At 63.9% G+C, this 17,155-nt stretch carries 17 protein-coding genes and 1 pseudogene; 6 read left to right on the top strand and 12 right to left on the bottom strand.

Annotated features, from left to right (window positions below):
* Nucleotides 1-105 precede the first annotated feature (105 nt).
* A complete protein-coding gene (locus tag H7V21_RS10985) occupies nucleotides 106-537 on the top strand; it encodes a nuclear transport factor 2 family protein (RefSeq protein ID WP_223177016.1) in 432 nt (143 codons plus the stop codon).
* A gap of 44 nt (nucleotides 538-581) precedes the next feature.
* Here the strand turns inward: H7V21_RS10985 and H7V21_RS10980 are convergent, their stop codons facing one another.
* The 6 genes and pseudogenes from H7V21_RS10980 to H7V21_RS10960 all read right to left on the bottom strand — a co-directional run bounded on the left by H7V21_RS10980 (nucleotide 582) and on the right by H7V21_RS10960 (nucleotide 5,233).
* Nucleotides 582-1,475 carry a pirin family protein gene (locus tag H7V21_RS10980; RefSeq protein ID WP_223177072.1) on the bottom strand — a complete coding sequence of 298 codons (894 nt, stop codon included), beginning with the start codon at nucleotides 1,473-1,475 and terminating at the stop codon, nucleotides 582-584.
* A gap of 90 nt (nucleotides 1,476-1,565) precedes the next feature.
* Nucleotides 1,566-1,733 (bottom strand): annotated as a pseudogene (locus H7V21_RS15920) (GNAT family N-acetyltransferase); the annotation flags it as partial.
* Nucleotides 1,734-1,776: 43 nt separating this feature from the next.
* Complete coding sequence (locus tag H7V21_RS10975; RefSeq protein ID WP_188053795.1) at nucleotides 1,777-2,610, bottom strand: alpha/beta fold hydrolase; 834 nt, start codon at nucleotides 2,608-2,610, stop codon at nucleotides 1,777-1,779.
* A gap of 128 nt (nucleotides 2,611-2,738) precedes the next feature.
* Nucleotides 2,739-3,779: an Atu2307/SP_0267 family LLM class monooxygenase gene (locus H7V21_RS10970; protein WP_188053793.1), complete on the bottom strand. Its 1,041-nt coding sequence runs from the start codon at nucleotides 3,777-3,779 to the stop codon at nucleotides 2,739-2,741.
* A complete protein-coding gene (locus H7V21_RS15740; RefSeq protein WP_223177015.1) occupies nucleotides 3,779-4,495 on the bottom strand; it encodes a MoaF-related domain-containing protein in 717 nt (238 codons plus the stop codon). The genes H7V21_RS10970 and H7V21_RS15740 overlap by 1 nt, the downstream gene beginning before the upstream one ends.
* Before the next feature lie 87 nt (nucleotides 4,496-4,582).
* The gene (locus H7V21_RS10960) at nucleotides 4,583-5,233 is read right to left on the bottom strand and encodes a hydrolase (protein WP_188053791.1); all 651 of its coding nucleotides are present in this window, start codon (nucleotides 5,231-5,233) and stop codon (nucleotides 4,583-4,585) included.
* A 140-nt stretch (nucleotides 5,234-5,373) separates the two neighbouring features.
* Here H7V21_RS10960 and H7V21_RS10955 point away from each other — a divergent pair, with 140 nt between their 5' ends.
* From H7V21_RS10955 to H7V21_RS10940, 4 genes are all read left to right on the top strand, one after another.
* Nucleotides 5,374-6,255 (top strand): LysR family transcriptional regulator, encoded by an 882-nt coding sequence (locus H7V21_RS10955; RefSeq protein WP_188053789.1) that lies wholly within the window; start codon nucleotides 5,374-5,376, stop codon nucleotides 6,253-6,255.
* Between the two features lie 484 nt (nucleotides 6,256-6,739).
* The gene (locus H7V21_RS10950) at nucleotides 6,740-9,091 is read left to right on the top strand and encodes a TonB-dependent receptor (RefSeq protein ID WP_188053787.1); all 2,352 of its coding nucleotides are present in this window, start codon (nucleotides 6,740-6,742) and stop codon (nucleotides 9,089-9,091) included.
* A gap of 22 nt (nucleotides 9,092-9,113) precedes the next feature.
* A complete protein-coding gene (locus H7V21_RS10945; RefSeq protein WP_262503832.1) occupies nucleotides 9,114-9,674 on the top strand; it encodes a hypothetical protein in 561 nt (186 codons plus the stop codon).
* Entirely contained in the window at nucleotides 9,674-11,173 is a 1,500-nt protein-coding gene (locus H7V21_RS10940; RefSeq protein ID WP_188053785.1) for a PepSY-associated TM helix domain-containing protein, read from the top strand. Before H7V21_RS10945 ends, H7V21_RS10940 begins: the two co-directional genes overlap by 1 nt.
* A gap of 786 nt (nucleotides 11,174-11,959) precedes the next feature.
* On the opposite strand, the gene H7V21_RS10935 is transcribed toward H7V21_RS10940, so the two are convergent.
* A complete protein-coding gene (locus H7V21_RS10935; protein WP_188053783.1) occupies nucleotides 11,960-12,970 on the bottom strand; it encodes an SDR family oxidoreductase in 1,011 nt (336 codons plus the stop codon).
* A 327-nt stretch (nucleotides 12,971-13,297) separates the two neighbouring features.
* Between H7V21_RS10935 and H7V21_RS10930 the strand changes: the two genes are divergently transcribed.
* Nucleotides 13,298-14,284, top strand: coding sequence for a two pore domain potassium channel family protein (locus tag H7V21_RS10930; RefSeq protein ID WP_188053781.1), 987 nt, complete (start codon nucleotides 13,298-13,300; stop codon nucleotides 14,282-14,284).
* A gap of 218 nt (nucleotides 14,285-14,502) precedes the next feature.
* On the opposite strand, the gene H7V21_RS10925 is transcribed toward H7V21_RS10930, so the two are convergent.
* From H7V21_RS10925 to H7V21_RS10905, 5 genes are all read right to left on the bottom strand, one after another.
* Nucleotides 14,503-14,970 carry a DUF2231 domain-containing protein gene (locus H7V21_RS10925; RefSeq protein ID WP_188053779.1) on the bottom strand — a complete coding sequence of 156 codons (468 nt, stop codon included), beginning with the start codon at nucleotides 14,968-14,970 and terminating at the stop codon, nucleotides 14,503-14,505.
* A 135-nt stretch (nucleotides 14,971-15,105) separates the two neighbouring features.
* The gene (locus tag H7V21_RS10920) at nucleotides 15,106-15,624 is read right to left on the bottom strand and encodes a c-type cytochrome (protein ID WP_188053777.1); all 519 of its coding nucleotides are present in this window, start codon (nucleotides 15,622-15,624) and stop codon (nucleotides 15,106-15,108) included.
* A 3-nt stretch (nucleotides 15,625-15,627) separates the two neighbouring features.
* Nucleotides 15,628-16,116, bottom strand: coding sequence for a DUF6692 family protein (locus H7V21_RS10915; RefSeq protein WP_188053776.1), 489 nt, complete (start codon nucleotides 16,114-16,116; stop codon nucleotides 15,628-15,630).
* The gene (locus H7V21_RS10910) at nucleotides 16,113-16,637 is read right to left on the bottom strand and encodes a DUF305 domain-containing protein (RefSeq protein ID WP_188053774.1); all 525 of its coding nucleotides are present in this window, start codon (nucleotides 16,635-16,637) and stop codon (nucleotides 16,113-16,115) included. The genes H7V21_RS10915 and H7V21_RS10910 overlap by 4 nt, the downstream gene beginning before the upstream one ends.
* A 111-nt stretch (nucleotides 16,638-16,748) precedes the next feature.
* Nucleotides 16,749-17,141, bottom strand: a complete 393-nt coding sequence (locus H7V21_RS10905) for a hypothetical protein (protein ID WP_188053772.1) — start codon at nucleotides 17,139-17,141, stop codon at nucleotides 16,749-16,751.
* Between the last annotated feature and the right edge of the window lie 14 nt (nucleotides 17,142-17,155).

Below are 17,155 nucleotides of genomic sequence, written 5' to 3'. Positions count from 1 at the left end.
GCGGAGACGGCCATGCGACAGAAGCTTTTGATCGATAGCCACGTATCGGGAGCCGGTTGGATTACGCGAGCGCTCGCGGGTGCGAAACGGAAGGTCGCGGGGGCGGTGTCGCTTATCGTCGGGGCGGAGGGCTCGGCCGCCGAGCCAGCCGAAGCGCCGGAGCCGTCAGAGGATCTCGTCGACTATGACGCGATCCTGCGAACGAACCTGACGAATGTATTCGGCGAGCGCGATCCCGTGCGGCGCATGGAAGTCATCCGGGCGCTCTATGCCGACAATGCCGTCTTCTATGAGCAGGAGCGCATTGCGACGGGGCACGAGGCGATTTCGCAGGCGGTGACCGAACTGCTCGCCGATCTGCCCGAGGCGTTTCTATTCACGGCGCAGCGGGCCGGCGCAGGGCATCATGGCCTGGGCAGGCTGCAGTGGCGCCTGGGACCGCCGTACGGTCCGCCCGTCGCCACCGGCACCGATGTCGCGTATGTCGAAGAAGGGCGAATCCGCTCGCTCCACGTATTCCTCGATGGAGCGGCGTGACCGGAGAGCGACGCCGTCGCTCTCCGTATTCCTTTCGGCCCGCGCTACGACATCGCCGGCGCGGAGGGCGGCGGGCCATCCGGCAGCGGGATGAACTCCTGATCGTCGGCATCGGGCAGCTTCATCCGCCCCGCCTTCCAGTCCGCCGCCGCCTCGGCGAGCCGATCCTTCGACGACGACACGAAGTTCCAGAAGATGTGGCGCTCGCCGACAGGCTCGCCGCCGAGTACCATTACCGTCGACCGCTCGAGCGCGCGCACCTGCGATGCCGCGGTGTCGAGCACCAGCATCTGGCCCGCATCGAACCGGCGGTTGTCGACCTCCACTGCGCCTTCGGCGACATAGAGCGCGCGTTCGGAATGGCCGCCCGGGACCTCGGCGACCGCTCCCGCCGTCATGTCGAGATGCGCGTAGAACAGCGGCGAATGGGTTTTCGCCCCCGCCGTCAGGCCATAGGCGCTGCCGGCGATCAGATGGCCGTTCACGCCGCCATCGGACCATTGCGGGAGATCCTTGCCCGAATGATGCGTGAACCCCGGATCGGTCTCTTCCTGCCCGTCCGGCAGCGCGACCCATGCCTGGATGCCGTGCACCAGATCGCCATGTTCGCGCGCATGCTCGAAGCGCTCGCTGTGCGTGATGCCGCGTCCCGCCGTCATCCAGTTCACCTCGCGCGGTCGGACCGCTTGCTCATAGCCGAGGCTGTCGCGGTGCATGATCTCGCCGGAGAACAAATAGCTCACCGTCGACAGGCCGATATGCGGGTGCGGACGCACATCGAGGCTGCGGTCGATCCCGGGCGCCAGATCGACCGGCCCCATATGGTCGAAGAAGATGAACGGGCCGACCATCCGCCGCCTGGCGAAGGGCAGCACCCGCCCGACTTCGAAGCCGCCGCCCAGATCGCGGCGGCGCTGGTCGATGACCAGTTCAATCATGGCATGTCTCCTGAGCGCACCGCGCGCGACGATGTCCGAATATTCCGGGTGTCGCGCATAAAAAGCCTTCATGAAGGGGCAGAGCAGCACTGCCTGCCTGCCCGTCTCGCGGATCGTGTCGAAAACGCCGCGGGCGAGTTCGGAACCGATGCCCTGTCCGGAAAACCGCTCGGGCACGATCGTGTGAGTCAGGACGACGCGATCGCCGTTCAGGCGGTAATAGGCGACAGCCAGTTCGTGGCTGTCGCCTATCTCCATTTCGAACCGGCTCTCGGCCGGATTGTCGATCACGTCGGCCATGTCAGCCCGCGCGGATGAAGCCGAGCAGATCGGCGTTGATCACATCCGGGTGGGTGGCAAACATGCCGTGCGACAGGCCCGGATAGGTCTTGAGCGTGCCGTTAGGGAGAAGCTCGATCGCCTTGCGCGCCGAAGCGTCGATCGGCACCACCTGGTCGTCCTCGCCGTGCATCAGCAGCACGGGAAGCGACACGGCCTTCAGATCCTCGGTGAAGTCGGTTTCCGAGAAGGCCGCGACGCAATCATAATGCGCCTTCGCCCCGCCCATCATTCCCTGCCGCCACCAATTGCGGATCAGCCCTTCGCTCACTTCGGCGCCCGGCCGATTGAAGCCGTAGAAGGGGCCGCTGGGCACATCGAGGAAGAACTGCGCGCGGTTGCTCGCAAGCGCGGCGCGGAAGCCGTCGAACACCTCCATCGGCAGGCCGCCGGGATAGCGTTCGGTCGCCAGCATGATCGGCGGCACCGCGCCCAACAGCGCGGCCTTGGCGACGCGCCCCGGCTCGCTGCGCGCGACGTAGCGGATCACTTCGCCGCCGCCGGTCGAATGGCCGACATGCACCGCTCCCTTGAGGTCGAGCGCACGCGCCAGCGCCGCGACATCGGCGGCATAGGTGTCCATGTCGTTGCCGGTGTCGGTCTGGTCCGACCGGCCGTGCCCGCGCCGGTCGTGCGCGATGACGCGAAAGCCTTCGCCGAGGAAGAACAGCATCTGATTGTCCCAATCGTCGGCGCTGAGCGGCCAGCCATGGTGGAACATGATCGGCTGCGCGTCCTTGGGGCCCCAGTCCTTGTAGAACAGGGTGACGCCGTCGCTGGTGGTGAAGGTCGACATGGTCCGGTCTCCGTTCGTGGTGGGTTGCGAGAAACTCGGGATTGGCAGGGCACTCGCGACTGCCATTGTACCTATGTAGGTGACGGCTGTGCGACGCGTGATCCCTGGCCTATCCGGGCGCGCGGCGGTCACGCCACCGCCCCGGCGGAGCGGACCAGCGGTGCGACTTGCGTGCCGAGGAGTTCGATCGATCGCTGCATTGCCGCGGTTTCGAGCGAGGCGGTGCTCATCTGGAAGGTGATGCGCGCCAGCCCGCCCAGCGTCTCGCGCGCATCGGCGATCTTGGCGGCGACCGTATCGGGGGCGCCGAGGAGGAACGCGCCTTCAGGACCGGCCAATGCATCGAACTGCGCGCGCGTGGGCGGCGTCCAGCCGCGTTCGCGGCCGATCCTGCCGGTGAGATGCGCCCAGCCGGGAAAGAAGGCGTCGCGCGCGGCCGCGTCGGATTCGCCGACGAAGCCCATAGCATGGACGCCCACCTTCAGGGCATCGGCGCTGTACCCCGCCTGTTTGCCAGCCTCGCGATAGAGATCGACGAGCGGCCGGAAACGCTCGAACGTGCCACCGATGATCGCGACCATCAGCGGCAGGCCCAGCGTGCCGGCGCGCGCGAACGATTGCGGCGTGCCGCCGACGCCCAGCCAGACCGGCAGGCGCGGCTGATGCGGGCGCGGGAACACGCCCTGTCCGGCGAGCGGCGGGCGGAAGCGCCCCTGCCAGTGAAGATCCGGCGTCTCGCCGAGCGCCAGCAGCAGATCGAGCTTCTCGGCGAAGAGATCGTCATAGGCGCGCGGATCGAGGCCGAAGAGCGGAAAGGCTTCGCCGAACGACCCGCGGCCCACCACCAGCTCGGCGCGCCCGCCCGAGATCAGATCGAGCGTCGCGAACTCCTGAAACAGGCGGACCGGATCAACCGCGCTCAGCACCGTGACCGCGCTGGTGAGCCGGATGCGGCGCGTCCGCGCCGCCGCGGCGGCAAGGATGATGGCAGGCGCGGAGTCCAGAAACTCGGCGCGGTGATGCTCGCCGACTCCGAACACGTCGAGGCCGACCCGGTCGGCCGTCTCGATCTCGTCGAGCAGCGCCGCCATCCGCTCGGTGGCCGAGGGCAACCGACCAGTGACCGGATCGGGCAGGATCGCCGCGAAGCTGTCGACACCGATCTCCATCAGCGCTTTCCCTCCTCGGGGTCGAACATCGGCACGCCGCCGATCGGGGACTCGGCCTCGCCCTGAAGAACGTCCCAATGCTCGGCAAGCAGGCCGTTCTCGACGCGGAACAGGTCGACCACTACTTGCGGCACCGGCCCCCATCCCGTGATGCGGCCGTGAATCGCGACGAGGTCGCCTTCGGCAACCATCATGCCGGGCTCGTACCAGACGTCCGCCGAGAGCTCCGCGACGATCGCCGTCAGTGCGTCGCGACCCTGCGGGATGTTCGGATTATGCTGCACATAGTCCGGCGCGTAGAACCGCTCGACCGCTTCCGCGTCGCGCCGCTGGAACAGCGCGGTCATTGCCTCGAGCACCAAAGCCTTGTTGCGTAGCGGACGGTCGTCCGAGGCCCGGTCCGCCGGGCGCGTGACCATGATCGGGCCGGTCAGCCGCAGGAAATCGCCGCGCGGAAGCGTGACGAAGGAATGGACGACGTTCCGGTCGAAATCCTGGACATTGGCGACCGTCGCGCCGGACTCCTCCTGCCAGCTGACCGCGAAGCTGCCGTTGCCCAGCGGCACGACCGCGATCTCCACCGTCTCGGTATGCGCGTAGGGTCCGTCGGCGATCTCGAACGTCATCTGCGTTTCGGAATGCAGCGTCAGATGCACTGCGAACTCCGGATAGCTGACGTCCATTTCCTGTCCGACCGGAAAGCGTCCTTCGTGCACGTCGCTGCTCCTGCGGGGGTCTCCGGCGGTCGCGGACCTGCGGACGATCGTCGATCGCCGGCGCAGGTCCGCCCGCAGGACCGGGGTTTACGCTGCCGGACCGACCGGCGTGTTCAGCAACTGCTGTTCCCACATGTAGGCGATGCCGCTGCCGCCGAAGTGGTCGATCAGGATCGGAGGCAGCAGCACCGCGGTGTCGGTTCGCGCCCAGTCGCGCTGCCATTCGGAAGCGACCGCGGCCCAGGTCATCATGTTCACGCCTGCCGCGATCATGCGCTGGATCGCTATCTGATGCGCCTCCATCGAGGTGCCGCCCGAGGCGTCGGTGACGACCGTGACGTCCCAGCCCTCGCCTGCTGCGTGGATCGCGGGCATGGCCACGCAGACCTCCGTCCACAGGCCCGCGATGATGAGCTGCTTCCGGCCGGTCGCCTTGACGGCATCGACGACCGTCTGGTCCTCCCAGGTGTTGATCAGCGTGCGGTCGATCACTTCCTGGCCGGGGAACACATCCGTGAGCTGCTTGAAAAGCAGCCCGCCGCGCTCGGCGATCACGCTGGTCAGGATGGTGGGCACGCTGAACGCCTTGGCCATCTTCGCCAGCGCGGTGGTGTTGTTCACAACTGTCTGCGGGTCGTGGCTGTTCAGATTGGCGAGCTGATAGGGCTGGTGGTCGATCAGAACGAGCACCGAGTCTTCGGGACGCAGAAGCGAGTCGAGGCCGTTGCGGAGTGCCATGATCATCCTTTGCTGACGTTGTTTGCAGGCTCGCCGCGCGAACCCATGGGGGCGGAACATCAGCGTGACATTGCCACTCCGATCCCCGGCGCGGTAGCGTCAGCGCTCGGCGTGCTGTGTCGCGCAGAGGGGAACACCGGATGGACATCGATGCGCTGCGGACCTTCGTGGAGGTCGCCGACTCCGGAGGCATATCCCCCGCCGCACGTCGGTTGGGCCTGTCGAAATCGATCGTGAGTCGACGGCTCTCCCGGCTCGAGCAGGATCTCGACGCCCAGCTTCTGGCGCGGACGACCCGCGGCGCCGCACTGACCGAGGCGGGCGCGGCCTTCCGCGACTATGCGGCGCGCGCCGTCGCCGAGATTGAAACGGCGATGGAAGTAATCTCTCCCGATGGCGACCTGAAGGGCCGTTTGCGCGTGGCGGCGCCGCTCTCGTTCGGGCCGACTCACTTCGCCGCGGTGCTCGCTGACATGGCGCAGCGCCATCCGGCGCTGCATATCCATACCTGCTACACCGATCGCTTCGTCGACCTTATTGCCGAAGGGTTCGATTGCGCCATCCGGGTTGGCAGCCTGCCCAGCTCCAATCTGATCGCGCGGCGCATCGGTCCGATGCACGCGGCCTACGTTGCCTCCCCGAGCTACATAGAAAAGCACGGATCACCGGAAACCCCCGAGGAATTCGTCACGCACGAGGCGCTGATGCAAGGAACCGAGACCTGGCCCGTGGTAGACGGCGACAAGGTGATCGCCATGCGACCACATGGACGCTTCAAGGGCGACAATGGCGTTGCGCTGGTCGCCGCGGCGCTGGCAGGCCTAGGGATAGCGGGGCTCCCGGTGGGACTGATCGAGAATCATCTCGCATCGGGCGCGCTGGTGCCGGTCATGCCCGACTATCCCCCACCCGAACTCGGAATCTTCGTGGTGCGTCCGCCCGGCCAGCATCCGTCCAGGAAGATACGGGTGCTCACCGAAATGCTGATCGAATGCTTCGGAGAACATGCGCAGGCGCGATGAGCGGCAACCACGCGCCTGCGCTGCCGATCGCGCGAAAGCTGCCCGCCGTCGACGGCTAGCCCGGTGCAGCTGGCGCAGGGATAGGGTGTCGCGGATGCGGCGGTCGCCGGTTCGTGATCGTGTCCGGCGTGTCCGCCACGGCGCGGAAGTGGCGGCCCACCGCTCGAAACCATTCGGGATCACCGATTTGGCGGACGCTAGCCTCGGCCCGACGATCGGGCCCGTCGTGGCGCTGATGAGCGCTGCGGTTCTCGCCGCTCCTCTGTTCCGCAGGCTGGGGCTTGGCTCGATCCAGGCTATTCGCGGCAGGCGTGCTCGTGGGGCCTGCCGCACTCGGCCTTGTCGCCGACGCGCAGGCGATCCTGACCATCTCCCAACTCGGCGTCGTCATGTTCCTGCTCGTCAACGGCCGGGAGCTCCCTCTGCTCTTGCCGCTGCGAATGATTCGCGTTAGCGGACGGGGAAACAAAGGGGGCTTTGGGAAATGAACTATCGATTGAAAGCGCGCATGGTCGCGCAGCTGTCCGCCAGCGTGGTTGCTTTGTGCACTCTGAGCGGAACGGCGTTCGCGCAAACGGCGCCGGCAGGTGTAGAGTCCGACCAACCGGAGGCGGACCAGTCCACTTCCCGCGACGCCTCGGTCCATACGATCGTCGTTACCGGTCAGAAGATCGAACGCACGCTGCAGGATACGCAGGAAAGCGTTGCCGTGACCACCGCGGAAACGATCGACCAGCGCACCCTGCTCGAGATCGACGATGTCTTTCTGCAATCGGCCAATGTCGGCATCACCTTCGGCGGCTTCGATTTTTCCATCCGGGGGATCACGCGCAATTTCAACGCGACCGGCGGATCGGGCGATCTCGGCGTCGTATATTACGACAATGTCCCGCTGACCGGCATTTTCGCGAGCGCCTACCCAAAGAACCTCTGGGATGTTTCGCAGATCGAGATATTCCGCGGCCCTCAGTCCACCAATGTCGGGCGCAACGCCCTTGCGGGGGCGCTTGTGGTGCGTACCTTCGAGCCCGATCCCAGCGGCTTCGACATCGCGGCGCGCGCCGAATACGGAAATTTCGAAACCTATGCGGTCGAAGGCATGGTCAACGTGCCGCTGGGCGACGTCGCGGCTTTCCGGCTGACCGCAGAGCATTCCGGAACGGAAGGCTTCCTGAAGAACCGCACGACCGGTGACGAGGATGACGGCGCGAGCGAGAACACCACGGTGCGGGGACGGGTGCTGCTCGAACCCAGCACCAGCTTCAGGGCGCTCGCATCGCTGCAATATCAAGACCGGACGGAAGGCACGAACAACTATGCCCTTGCCGTCGGCGAGCCGCTCGATCTCTATCAGACCTCGAACAATATCCCGAACCGGACGGAGAACGAACTTCTGATCGGTTCGCTAGATCTCGAATATCGCTTCTCCGACACATGGAGCATTAAGTCGATCTCCGCCTTCATGGATGCCGACTATGCGACGTCGACCGACTTCGATGGGACGGCGGCGTCGCTGGGCGAAGGATTCCAGGTCGAGGAGGCTCGAAACTTTTCGCAGGAACTGCGCGTCACCTACGCGGGCGATCGTCTGCGTGGCACGGCCGGAGTTTTCTACATCGACATAAGCTCCGACGGCGTTTTCGCACCGACGGTGGTTCTCAACCCGACCGAACTCGGCGTACCGGACGTGTTGCTTCCCTTCTATCCGCCGTTCCTGCTGGTCGATGTCAACAATATCGGGTCGAGCGACACGACCAACTACGCCTTCTTCGCGCAGGCTGAATTCGACATCACCGATCGGCTTACGCTCTCGGCGGGCTTGCGATACGACCGCGAAGAAGTGTCGTCCGACCTTTCGCAGAACAATGTGCTCGATGCCAGCACGCCGCTGCCCGATCCGGCGCAGGCGGGCGCCGTTGCCGACATGCTGCAACCGGGCCTGGGGCCGGTGGTCGAAGCGGGGGTGGCGCAGGTGAATGCGATCCTGGGAGCCAGCCTTGTCGCGACATCGGAATCCTACGAGACCGATTTCGGCGCGTTCCTTCCGGAGGTCGGCCTGACCTATGCCGTGAACGACGATGTCATGCTCTCCGCTTTCTACAAGCGCGGATATCGCGCGGGTGGCGCTCGCGTGGGCACCACCGGCCAGCTCGATACGTTCGACCCGGAATATCTCGACAATTTCGAGATCGCGGCGCGTACCGAATGGCTCGACGACACCCTCGTGATCAACGCTAACGCCTATTACGGCATCTGGACCGATCAGCAGGTCGATGTCCCGATCGACGGCGTTCAATTCAACGTCGACACACAGAATGCCGGCAAGTCGAAGATCTGGGGCTTCGAGTTGGAAGCCAATTACAGTCCGACCCGCCGCACCGACCTGTTCGCCAGCCTGGGCTATGCAAAGACCGAATTCGAGGAATTCTGCCGCACCGGCATCAATGCTGCGTTTCTGGAAACGTGCACGACGGGCGGCGTGACCGGCGTGGATCTCGCCGGCAATGACTTCCGCTATTCGCCCGACTGGACCGCGGCGGTTGGCGGACGCCAGTTCGTGACCGACAGGATCTTCGTTCAGGCCAATGCGACCTACCAGGGCGGCTCCTTCTCGGATTTCGAGAACGACCCGCAATATGAGAACGACGGATTCTTCCTGCTCAACGCGAGCATCGGCTATCGTGGGGACAATTTCGACCTGACCGTCTATGGTCGCAACCTGACCGAGGAATTCGCCACGTCCTTTGTCGGCCCGGGGGATCAGCCCAACCAGATCTTCGTCACCCCGGCGGTGGCGCCGCGCGAATATGGCATCATCCTGACCGCGCGCTATTGATAGCCGGACGGGGATTTTCTTCATGGACAGCCTGTGGATGGCGATAATCGGCGGGGGCGGCGCCGCAGGAGCGCTCCTGCTCCGCCGCGCATGGAGTGCGCGCGGCAGCGATGGCGTCGCATGGAAATGGCTGGGCTGGGGGGTCATGATCGCCACCTTCGCGGTGGCGATGGCGGCGTTCGGATCGATGCGCGGCCTGTTCATCGCCTTTCCGATCACCGGCGTGGCGGCGCTGGCGGTGGTGGCCAGCGGATACGAGCTGCGCCGGCGCCGCGAGCGGAAGAACCGCAGTCTCGCACCGGAACCGATCGAGCGTGCATCGACATGGTGGCGCGGCGTCCTGCGCTGGTTGCTGGCGCTGCCCATCGGCCTGATCGCCGCGATGGGCATCGGGATATTCTATACCGCCTGGACCGGCGGTGCGCCCCAGACACGACTTGTCGTCGGCGGGCTTCTGATCCCAGTCGTCTGGGGCGCGTGCATGGCGTGGACGCTTGCCGACAATCGCATCCTGCGCGCGCTGGCCTTCCTGGTCGCGGTCACCGCGTTCGGCTTCGGCCTCGCCATTGTCAGGGGGTTCTGATGGACGACACGACACCGCGCGAGCGACCGCGCCGCAAGCCACTTCTCGCGCGCGTGCCCGCAGGGTTCGTCCAGGCGGTGCTCAAGGGGCACAGCGGCCTCGGGCTCGCCTTCGCGGCGGCGATCTACGTCGTCTGCCTGTCGGGCTCGCTGCTGGTGTTCTACGATGAATTTATCTGGTGGGAAGCCGCCGGCGCACCCGAGATTCGACAGCTTTCGAACGATGCCATCCAGGTCGCGCTGACCGGGGCCGTAGAACGCGGCGGTGCGGAAATCGGCCACGTCTATGCAACGCTGCCGGCCGACGACAATCCGCTCCTGCGAATCTATGTCTACGCGCAGGAACAGTCGGTCTGGCTGGCCGATGAGGCCGGCCGGATCGTCGGGCCGCTGGAGACGCCGTGGTCCGCCTTTCTGTCCGGACTGCACATCTTCCTGCACCTGCCGTCGACCTGGGGGGGCTTCGTCGTCGGCATGACCGGCGTGGCGCTGCTGTCCTCCCTCATCTCGGGCATCCTCGCGCATCCCCGCATCTTTCGCGACGCCTTCCATCTCCGGCTCGGCGGTTCGGCCCGCCTGCAGGAAGCGGACCTGCACAACCGGATCGGCGTATGGGGCCTGCCCTTTCACTTCATCGTTTCGCTGAGCGGGGCATTTCTGGGCCTGGTGACGATCGTCGTGGGTGTGCTCGGCATGGCGATGTTCAGCGGCGACACCGGCAAGATCTACGATCTGTTCCTGCCGCCCGAACCCGCCGACAATCCCGCTGCGGCGCCGATGATCGACATTCGGCCCATGCTGGAATCCCGGCCCAGCGCGAGCAGGCTGGAGCGGATCGAACTCGTCCACCCGACCGAACAGGGCGGCGCGGTCGTGCTTTCCTACCGTGACGACAGGGTGCTGGCCGGCGGCGCGGAATATGGCTTCGCTCGCAACGGCGAGCGATATTACGCCAAGTCGCTTCCCGAAGCGACGACGGGCGAGCGCATCCAGGGTTCGCTCGGCCCGCTGCACTTCGGCTGGTTCGGCGGTCCGATCATCAAGATCGTCTACTTCATTCTCGGCCTGGGGATGACCTATCTCGCGGTCGGCGGCGTCAACATCTGGCTGGCGAGGCGCCGGGACAAGGGACGCCCCGCGCCCGGGTGGGAGCGCGTCTGGGCGGCTGTGGTATGGAGCCAGCCGGTCGGCCTAGGGTTGGTTGCCGCAGTGGCGCTGATGCTGCCCTCGGCCTCGTCCGAACAGATGGTCGCCATCTGGGCCGGCGGCACGGTGCTGTGCCTGGGGCTGTGCGCGATTCTGTCGGCGCGCGTGCTCGCTCACGCAGGCAAGCTTGCCACTGCATTGCTGCTCGCCGGGATCGCGGTCGGCCATTCGATTTTCCGCGCGAGTGGTAGCGGCAGCGTGACCGTGTGGGCGATCAATGCGGCGTTGCTGGCCGGGGGTTTGCTGCTCCTGGCCTCTTCGCGAAGAATGAGATCCGCCAGCGATCCGGTGTAAGTGACCCATCCTTGTCGATCTTGCTCGGCGATCGGAAGAAAAGCGACGGGCGCTCGGACGATGCTTCCATCAGCATCGTATGAAGAAGACGTCGCAGTCGAGCTGGCCTGGCAAGCGCGAGCTTCTGCTCATGCGAAGAATCGAAATCAGCGGCGATCAATCTGCGTGCTTCGGCGAGCTGCTAGCGTGCCGCGGCCAGCCCCACCTCCGGCCAAGGCCCGAACGAAAGCGTGTGCTGCTTGCCGAGATAGGCGCAGTTCAGCCGCCAGAGCCTGCGCCGTTCGGCTTGACTAGGAGATAAAGACCCGTCGTCGGTGCGCTTATATGGCCGTTCCGGCGGCCTTGCGTGGGCGACCATCGTCGAGAACAATTTTCCCATGGCATCGACCGCCCATAAGGGCGGCTCGATACCATAACGGATACCATGATTGTTCCCGATCGCACCCGAATTTCGGAAGACGACTTTACCCCAAAAACGGCGGAAAACCATGGGTTTGGCGCACTTCCGCGGACCCCGGCGGAAGAACAAATGGTGCCAGAAGAGGCATCCAATTCAAGGTATTTTCCGCATTTATAACAGGCACTTCCAGAATGCGGCTTTCGGAAAAAGCCCGGAAAGGGCCCGCAAACGGCCACTAAGGTATTGGTTCGATGCCTTTTTAAGGACTCTACACCATTTTTTCCAGAATGATTTGAAGACAATCGATGGCCGCCCTTCGCTCTGATTTCAAATGATCGACATGTCGCGCTGCGATCTCAAGAGCTACCCTCAATGGGATAGCGCATTCAGCTGGCGCGGCCCCATCTCGGAAGTAGGAGGAGACCCAGCCCTGCTGCCGCGGTAAGCAGGGTAAGTGCAGGCTGCTTTTGAGCTTCCAGAAGGAGGCTGGTGCGCCGCACATAGTAATCTTGATGGCCATCGATTGATCCATCCTGGCGCGGTTCATAGAGGTTGTCCTTTGTCGCCGGCGGCGCGGGCTGGTGCTCGTCGGTCTGCAACCTTCGACCAAGCGCCTTCATGGCTGCGTCGGTCGCTCGCTTGGCAAACCGGCCGCCTAGGCTGATTAAATAGCCGTTGCCGCCCACGTACAGCTGACGCTTGGAATGTTCGGCCGCAAAAAGGATGGCCTCGGCCACGAGCCGCGGATCGTAGAGGATCGGCGGCAGCCTCGCCGGCTCGTTCATGTAGTTGCGCGCATGCTCGGGATAGGGTGTGTGCATCGCCGCGGGCTTGATCAGGGTTACCGAGATTGGCACGCCGTCGCGCTGCAGTTCCATGCGCAAGGCGTCGGTGGCGGCCTTCACCGCGTGCTTGGTCGCGGAATACGCGCCCTGCAGGATCATCGCTCGATCCGACAGGACCGAACCCAAATTGATGATCGCCCCGCCCTTTTCGCGCAGGTGGTCGGCCGCGACAAGGGAGCCCTTGAGCACGCCGAAATAGTTGACGTCGAAGACGCGGCGGTGGTCCTCCATCGGGATCTCATCCATCCTGCCGTACATCGCCGCAGCCGCGTCGTTCACCCAAGTGTCGAAGCCACCAAATGCCTCGATGGCAGTTTGCGCAATGCGCTCGATGTCTTCGTCAGAAGCGACGTCTGCCTTGCAGGTCGCCACGCGCGCACCTGTCGCACGCAGCTCGTCTGCGATTTCCTCGAGCGCCTCTGCGTTGCGCGCGGCGAGCACTAGTGAAGCTCCTCTGCGGGCTGCCTCGCGGACTGTGGCCAAGCCGTTGCCGCTCGTGGCCCCGGTGATGACGATGGTTTGCTGTTCAAGCGGCTTGAGAATGATGGACATAGTTAACTCTTATTTCTTGGGTTCGATCGCAGCGCACGCGTTTCGAGATGCACGGGTGCGGTGGCGGCGGCAGTCAGGCGCCCGCGACCAAATCCAGCGGGTCCAACCCGCGGACGCGACTAGCGACCGTCTGATGAAACATTCGCGCGAGAAGCGCATTGGTTCCCAATGTAGGCGGAAAGACACACCGCGGCGACCGGGCGGCGGACCGCAAACGGAGGGGTGGGCGCTTGCAAACACGGCGCTGCGCACGTGCGGGGACAACCCGGCGCGCTTCCTGCCCCGCCACCGGCGATGGGACCGCCGACCAAGGAGGAGAATGCTTCGGTGGAATGGTTCATCCTATTTGTCGGGGTGATTATCGTCGCTGCCGCACTTCTAGAAACGATCTGGACCACGCTGTGGGTTGGAGGGGGCGCCGGGCCAATAACCCGCGCTGCCTCAAACCTCGTCTGGCTCCTTCTGAAAGCTTTTAGAAATCACCGCCTGATGGTGGTTGCCGGTCCGCTCGTCCTGACTATCACCACCATGAGTTGGCTACTTTTACTGTGGCTGGGATGGTTCCTGATCTTCTGGTCAGCTCCGACCTCTCTCGTCGCCAGCTCTTCCCAAGCCGTTGCTGACGTTAGCGACCGGATCTATTTTGTCGGATATACACTGTTCACCTTGGGCAACGGCGAGTTCTCGCCGAACGGGAACGGTTGGCAGATCGCTACCGCGCTCGCATCGGGGGCCGGCCTCTTTACCGCGACCCTCGCGATCACCTATCTGATCTCCGTGATTTCGGCCGCCGTCTCGGCACGAGCGTTTGCCGCAGAGGTATGGGGGTTGGGAGATACGCCCGCGGAAGTGGTCGCAGCCGGCTGGGACGGCAGGAATTATTCGGGACTAGCCCTGCCGCTGCAAAGCGTTGCGAGCCAGCTTACCAAGCTCAGTCAGCAGTATCTTGCATACCCCGTCCTCCAGTATTTTCACTCGGGGGAGGCGGCCAAGTCACCGATTGCAAGCCTTGCACGGCTCGATCAAATTGTGATGATTGCAGCTCATGGCGTACCGCGGGGTCTCCGCGCTCCGGCCGTGATCCTCAACTCAGTCCGCTCCGCTTTGACGAACGTTCTCCAGTCTCTGCCGCAAAAGTTCGTGCAACCTGCTGATGATCCGCTGCCAGTTCCATCGCTCGGTTCGATCCTGCAGCGGGGCTACCCGGCGGTCTCTGAAGAAGAGTTCGCCGACGGCGTTCGATCCAAGCAGGACCGGCGTAGGCGGCTCCGCGGGTTGCTGAATGCCCACGGCTGGGGCGACCACGGCATCTGAAGAGATAGCTCCGTCGAATATCGATAGACCTACTGGATGGTTGGTTTTCGTCTTCGTCTATGCTTTTTTGTTCGTCGGCGTTGCCACAGATTTCGATGCGCCCACTTTGCGGCATCGGCTCGGACCGCAAGGCTGCGGGGATCAGGATTAGCTCACGCCCGTTACGGCTGCCGTCCCCCGATGAACGCCGAAAACGTGATCAGCTTCGGTGCTCTTCGTTAGATTCGCGTTTTGCCCGTGATTGCGCGGTAGAACCTTCGCGAGGGCTTTTTCGCTTCGGCCTCTGGTGCGGTGCCCTGACCTGCCGCTGCGACCCCGCCGCCGTGTGCATAAACGATCTCTCCGCCCATCCAGGCTTGAAGCGCCACACCTGCGAGAACGATCCAGGCGAATACGAAGTAGAGAAGGGTCGGCTCTGCGAGGGACCAGCGCCAGAGGGCAGCGATCGCAAGCACAACTACCAGTACCAAGCCTGATTTCATGTGCAGGTGGACGAGCTCGTGCGTCTCGTGCGCCAGATCACCCCGTTTCATGTCGAAGTAACCGGCCGGAGCGGCGATAGCCGCGCCCACGGCCGCGATCGCCATCCCCCATTGGCCAAGGATCAGGAGCGCGGGGACATTGATGGCTGCCGCCACAGTGTCGGCAATAACCGATGTCGCCGCCAGCGCGACGGGATAGTGCACTAGGGCCGGATGAACTGGCGGCACGGTATTTCTCCCTCTGTCTCGTTGCTGGCCTTCTGGAGCGACTATCCCTCGCAAGATCAGCCGGAGCGGGTATGCGAGCGGCCCGGGGCGGGTTTACGTGATCTTTGTGATCTAATGCTGGCCTTCTCCGAACGCGATATACTCGTCTTCGCTCATCTCCGGCATCTGCTTCACGAAGGCAGCGATATTCCAGATCGCGCGATCATCGTGAGTGTCGCCGAAGGCTGGCATTCCGGTCATCCTGGCGCCGTGTTTGACCAGCCAGAACACTTCGCTCGCGCTCCACTCGTCGGCCGCTCCGGCAAGCGCCGGGGGTTTGGGGCGCATGCCCTGGGCCCATTCGGCGCGCCCCTCGCCGATTCCTCCGTGACAATGGGCGCACATTGCCTTGTACTCACCCGCACCGGCCGCGACCATCGCAGGCGTTAGTTCGGGTGCAGTGATGTCGCTGCCGTGCCCTTGCACCGAATTCCTGAAATTCGTGTCGAGCGCCCATTCTCCGACGGTGGTGTGCCGCTCGGTCGCCGCGACATTGTAGCTTCCAGTGAGGACTACGACCAACCCGATCAGGATCAGAGCGACCAGCGCGCCAACAGCACCGTGGACGACTCCTTTCCCCGTTGCGCTCATGCCTCATCTAACCTGGAAACACTGACTATAGCCGCGATAGCCGATCTCATCCTTCGCGCCGGGAGGAACGATGATCATCTCCATCGCCTGGAGGCCGGCGTTACCTTCATCATCCACCGGCTGCAGTGTGACCGTCAGTCCACCGTCTTCAAACCTGGCATCGCCAGCATTGCGCAACACAATGAGCTTGCCATTCAGCTTGATGGCGCCGCTGCCTGTGGGTTCGTAAAGGAATGACGGAAAGTCCACCTCGGTCAGCTTGACCGCGCAGCGCCCTTCTCTTCCACCAAGCGCCGCGATGTCTGCATCACTCATGGTTTCGGGCTTGAGTGCGGCGGTGGCGACGTTCTCAAGTGCGGCTGCAGCACCCATGATCGGTGCCGGGGTTGGCGCCGCGTCGATCTGACCTTCGCGGTCATTGCCGAGCTCAGTGTTCTGGTTGCAGGCCGCCAGAGGCAACGCCAGAAGTGCGATCGTAACTGCTATTTTCATTGCTCCACCTCCTCGGGCATGCGCTCCGCAGTGCGAACACCGTTCTCCTCGATATCGGCAATCAGGTATTTCATTTGGGCGATCTCCCGCCGCTGGGCGAGAATGATGTCGTGGGCTAACTTGCGGACCCGCGGATCGCGTATGTGCGCACGCTCGCTGGTCATGATGGCAATCGAATGGTGGGGGATCATCGCCGACATGTATTCGGTGTCGGTTACGGTAGTCTGGCTACGAACCAGCCAAAGCGCGAGGGCGAAGACAACGGCAGCGACGCCGAGTATGATGAAGTTCTTGGTCTTGTTCTTGTGCATGCTCCACATGAACAGCATCATGACGACCATCATCGCGGACCCCATGACGAAAGCCATCCAAAAGCGTGTCTCGCTCCAGGTCATGTGATCGGCGTCGTATGTATTAACATACATTAGGAAGAACATGACGACCGTTGAGGTGGCGATCATCGCCATGAAGCGCAGGTATCCCTTCGATTCACCTCCGTCTGCGTGTTCTTTCTGTGCCATCTAACGCTCCTGTCTATTTATAATCTGGTCGAGCGCCGGTCCCGATCTGAATTGGTTCTGATTTTTTAACCGCACAGACCGCGACATCGTTCCAGTTCGACCCTTCCTTTGTTACATGCGATTCATGTCGTGATCGGACATGGCTTCCATATCATGTCCTGCATGAGGATCTGCCGGTTCGGCAGCCTCGCTCTTGGGAGGCATCGGGACTGTGGTGGAACTGGGCGCAGGCTTGCTTGCCGACCTTGTCGGCACTTGATCGGCTGACCTGCGCTCGGGTTTCGCCGCGGCGGCGGCCGGGACGTCTTGGCTTTCGATCTCGGCGGAACTGTCCGCATCAACTTCAGTCACCGGGAAGACCGTTTCCGGCGGCGCCGCCTCGCCCAGTTCAGAGCCCTCCACTCGGTCGTTGGGGGCTGCCTGCTGGTCGCATGCAGCCAGGACCGCTGATGCGGCACCGATCAGGATCGCCGCAAAAATTTGCTTGTGCGTGAATGAACTCATGACGATTTTTCCCT

Source organism: Sphingosinithalassobacter sp. CS137 (genome assembly GCF_014334115.1).
Classification (GTDB): domain Bacteria; phylum Pseudomonadota; class Alphaproteobacteria; order Sphingomonadales; family Sphingomonadaceae; genus Sphingomonas.
The sequence above is the reverse complement of the archived record's forward strand: the minus strand, read 5'-3'. Positions and strand labels throughout refer to the sequence as shown.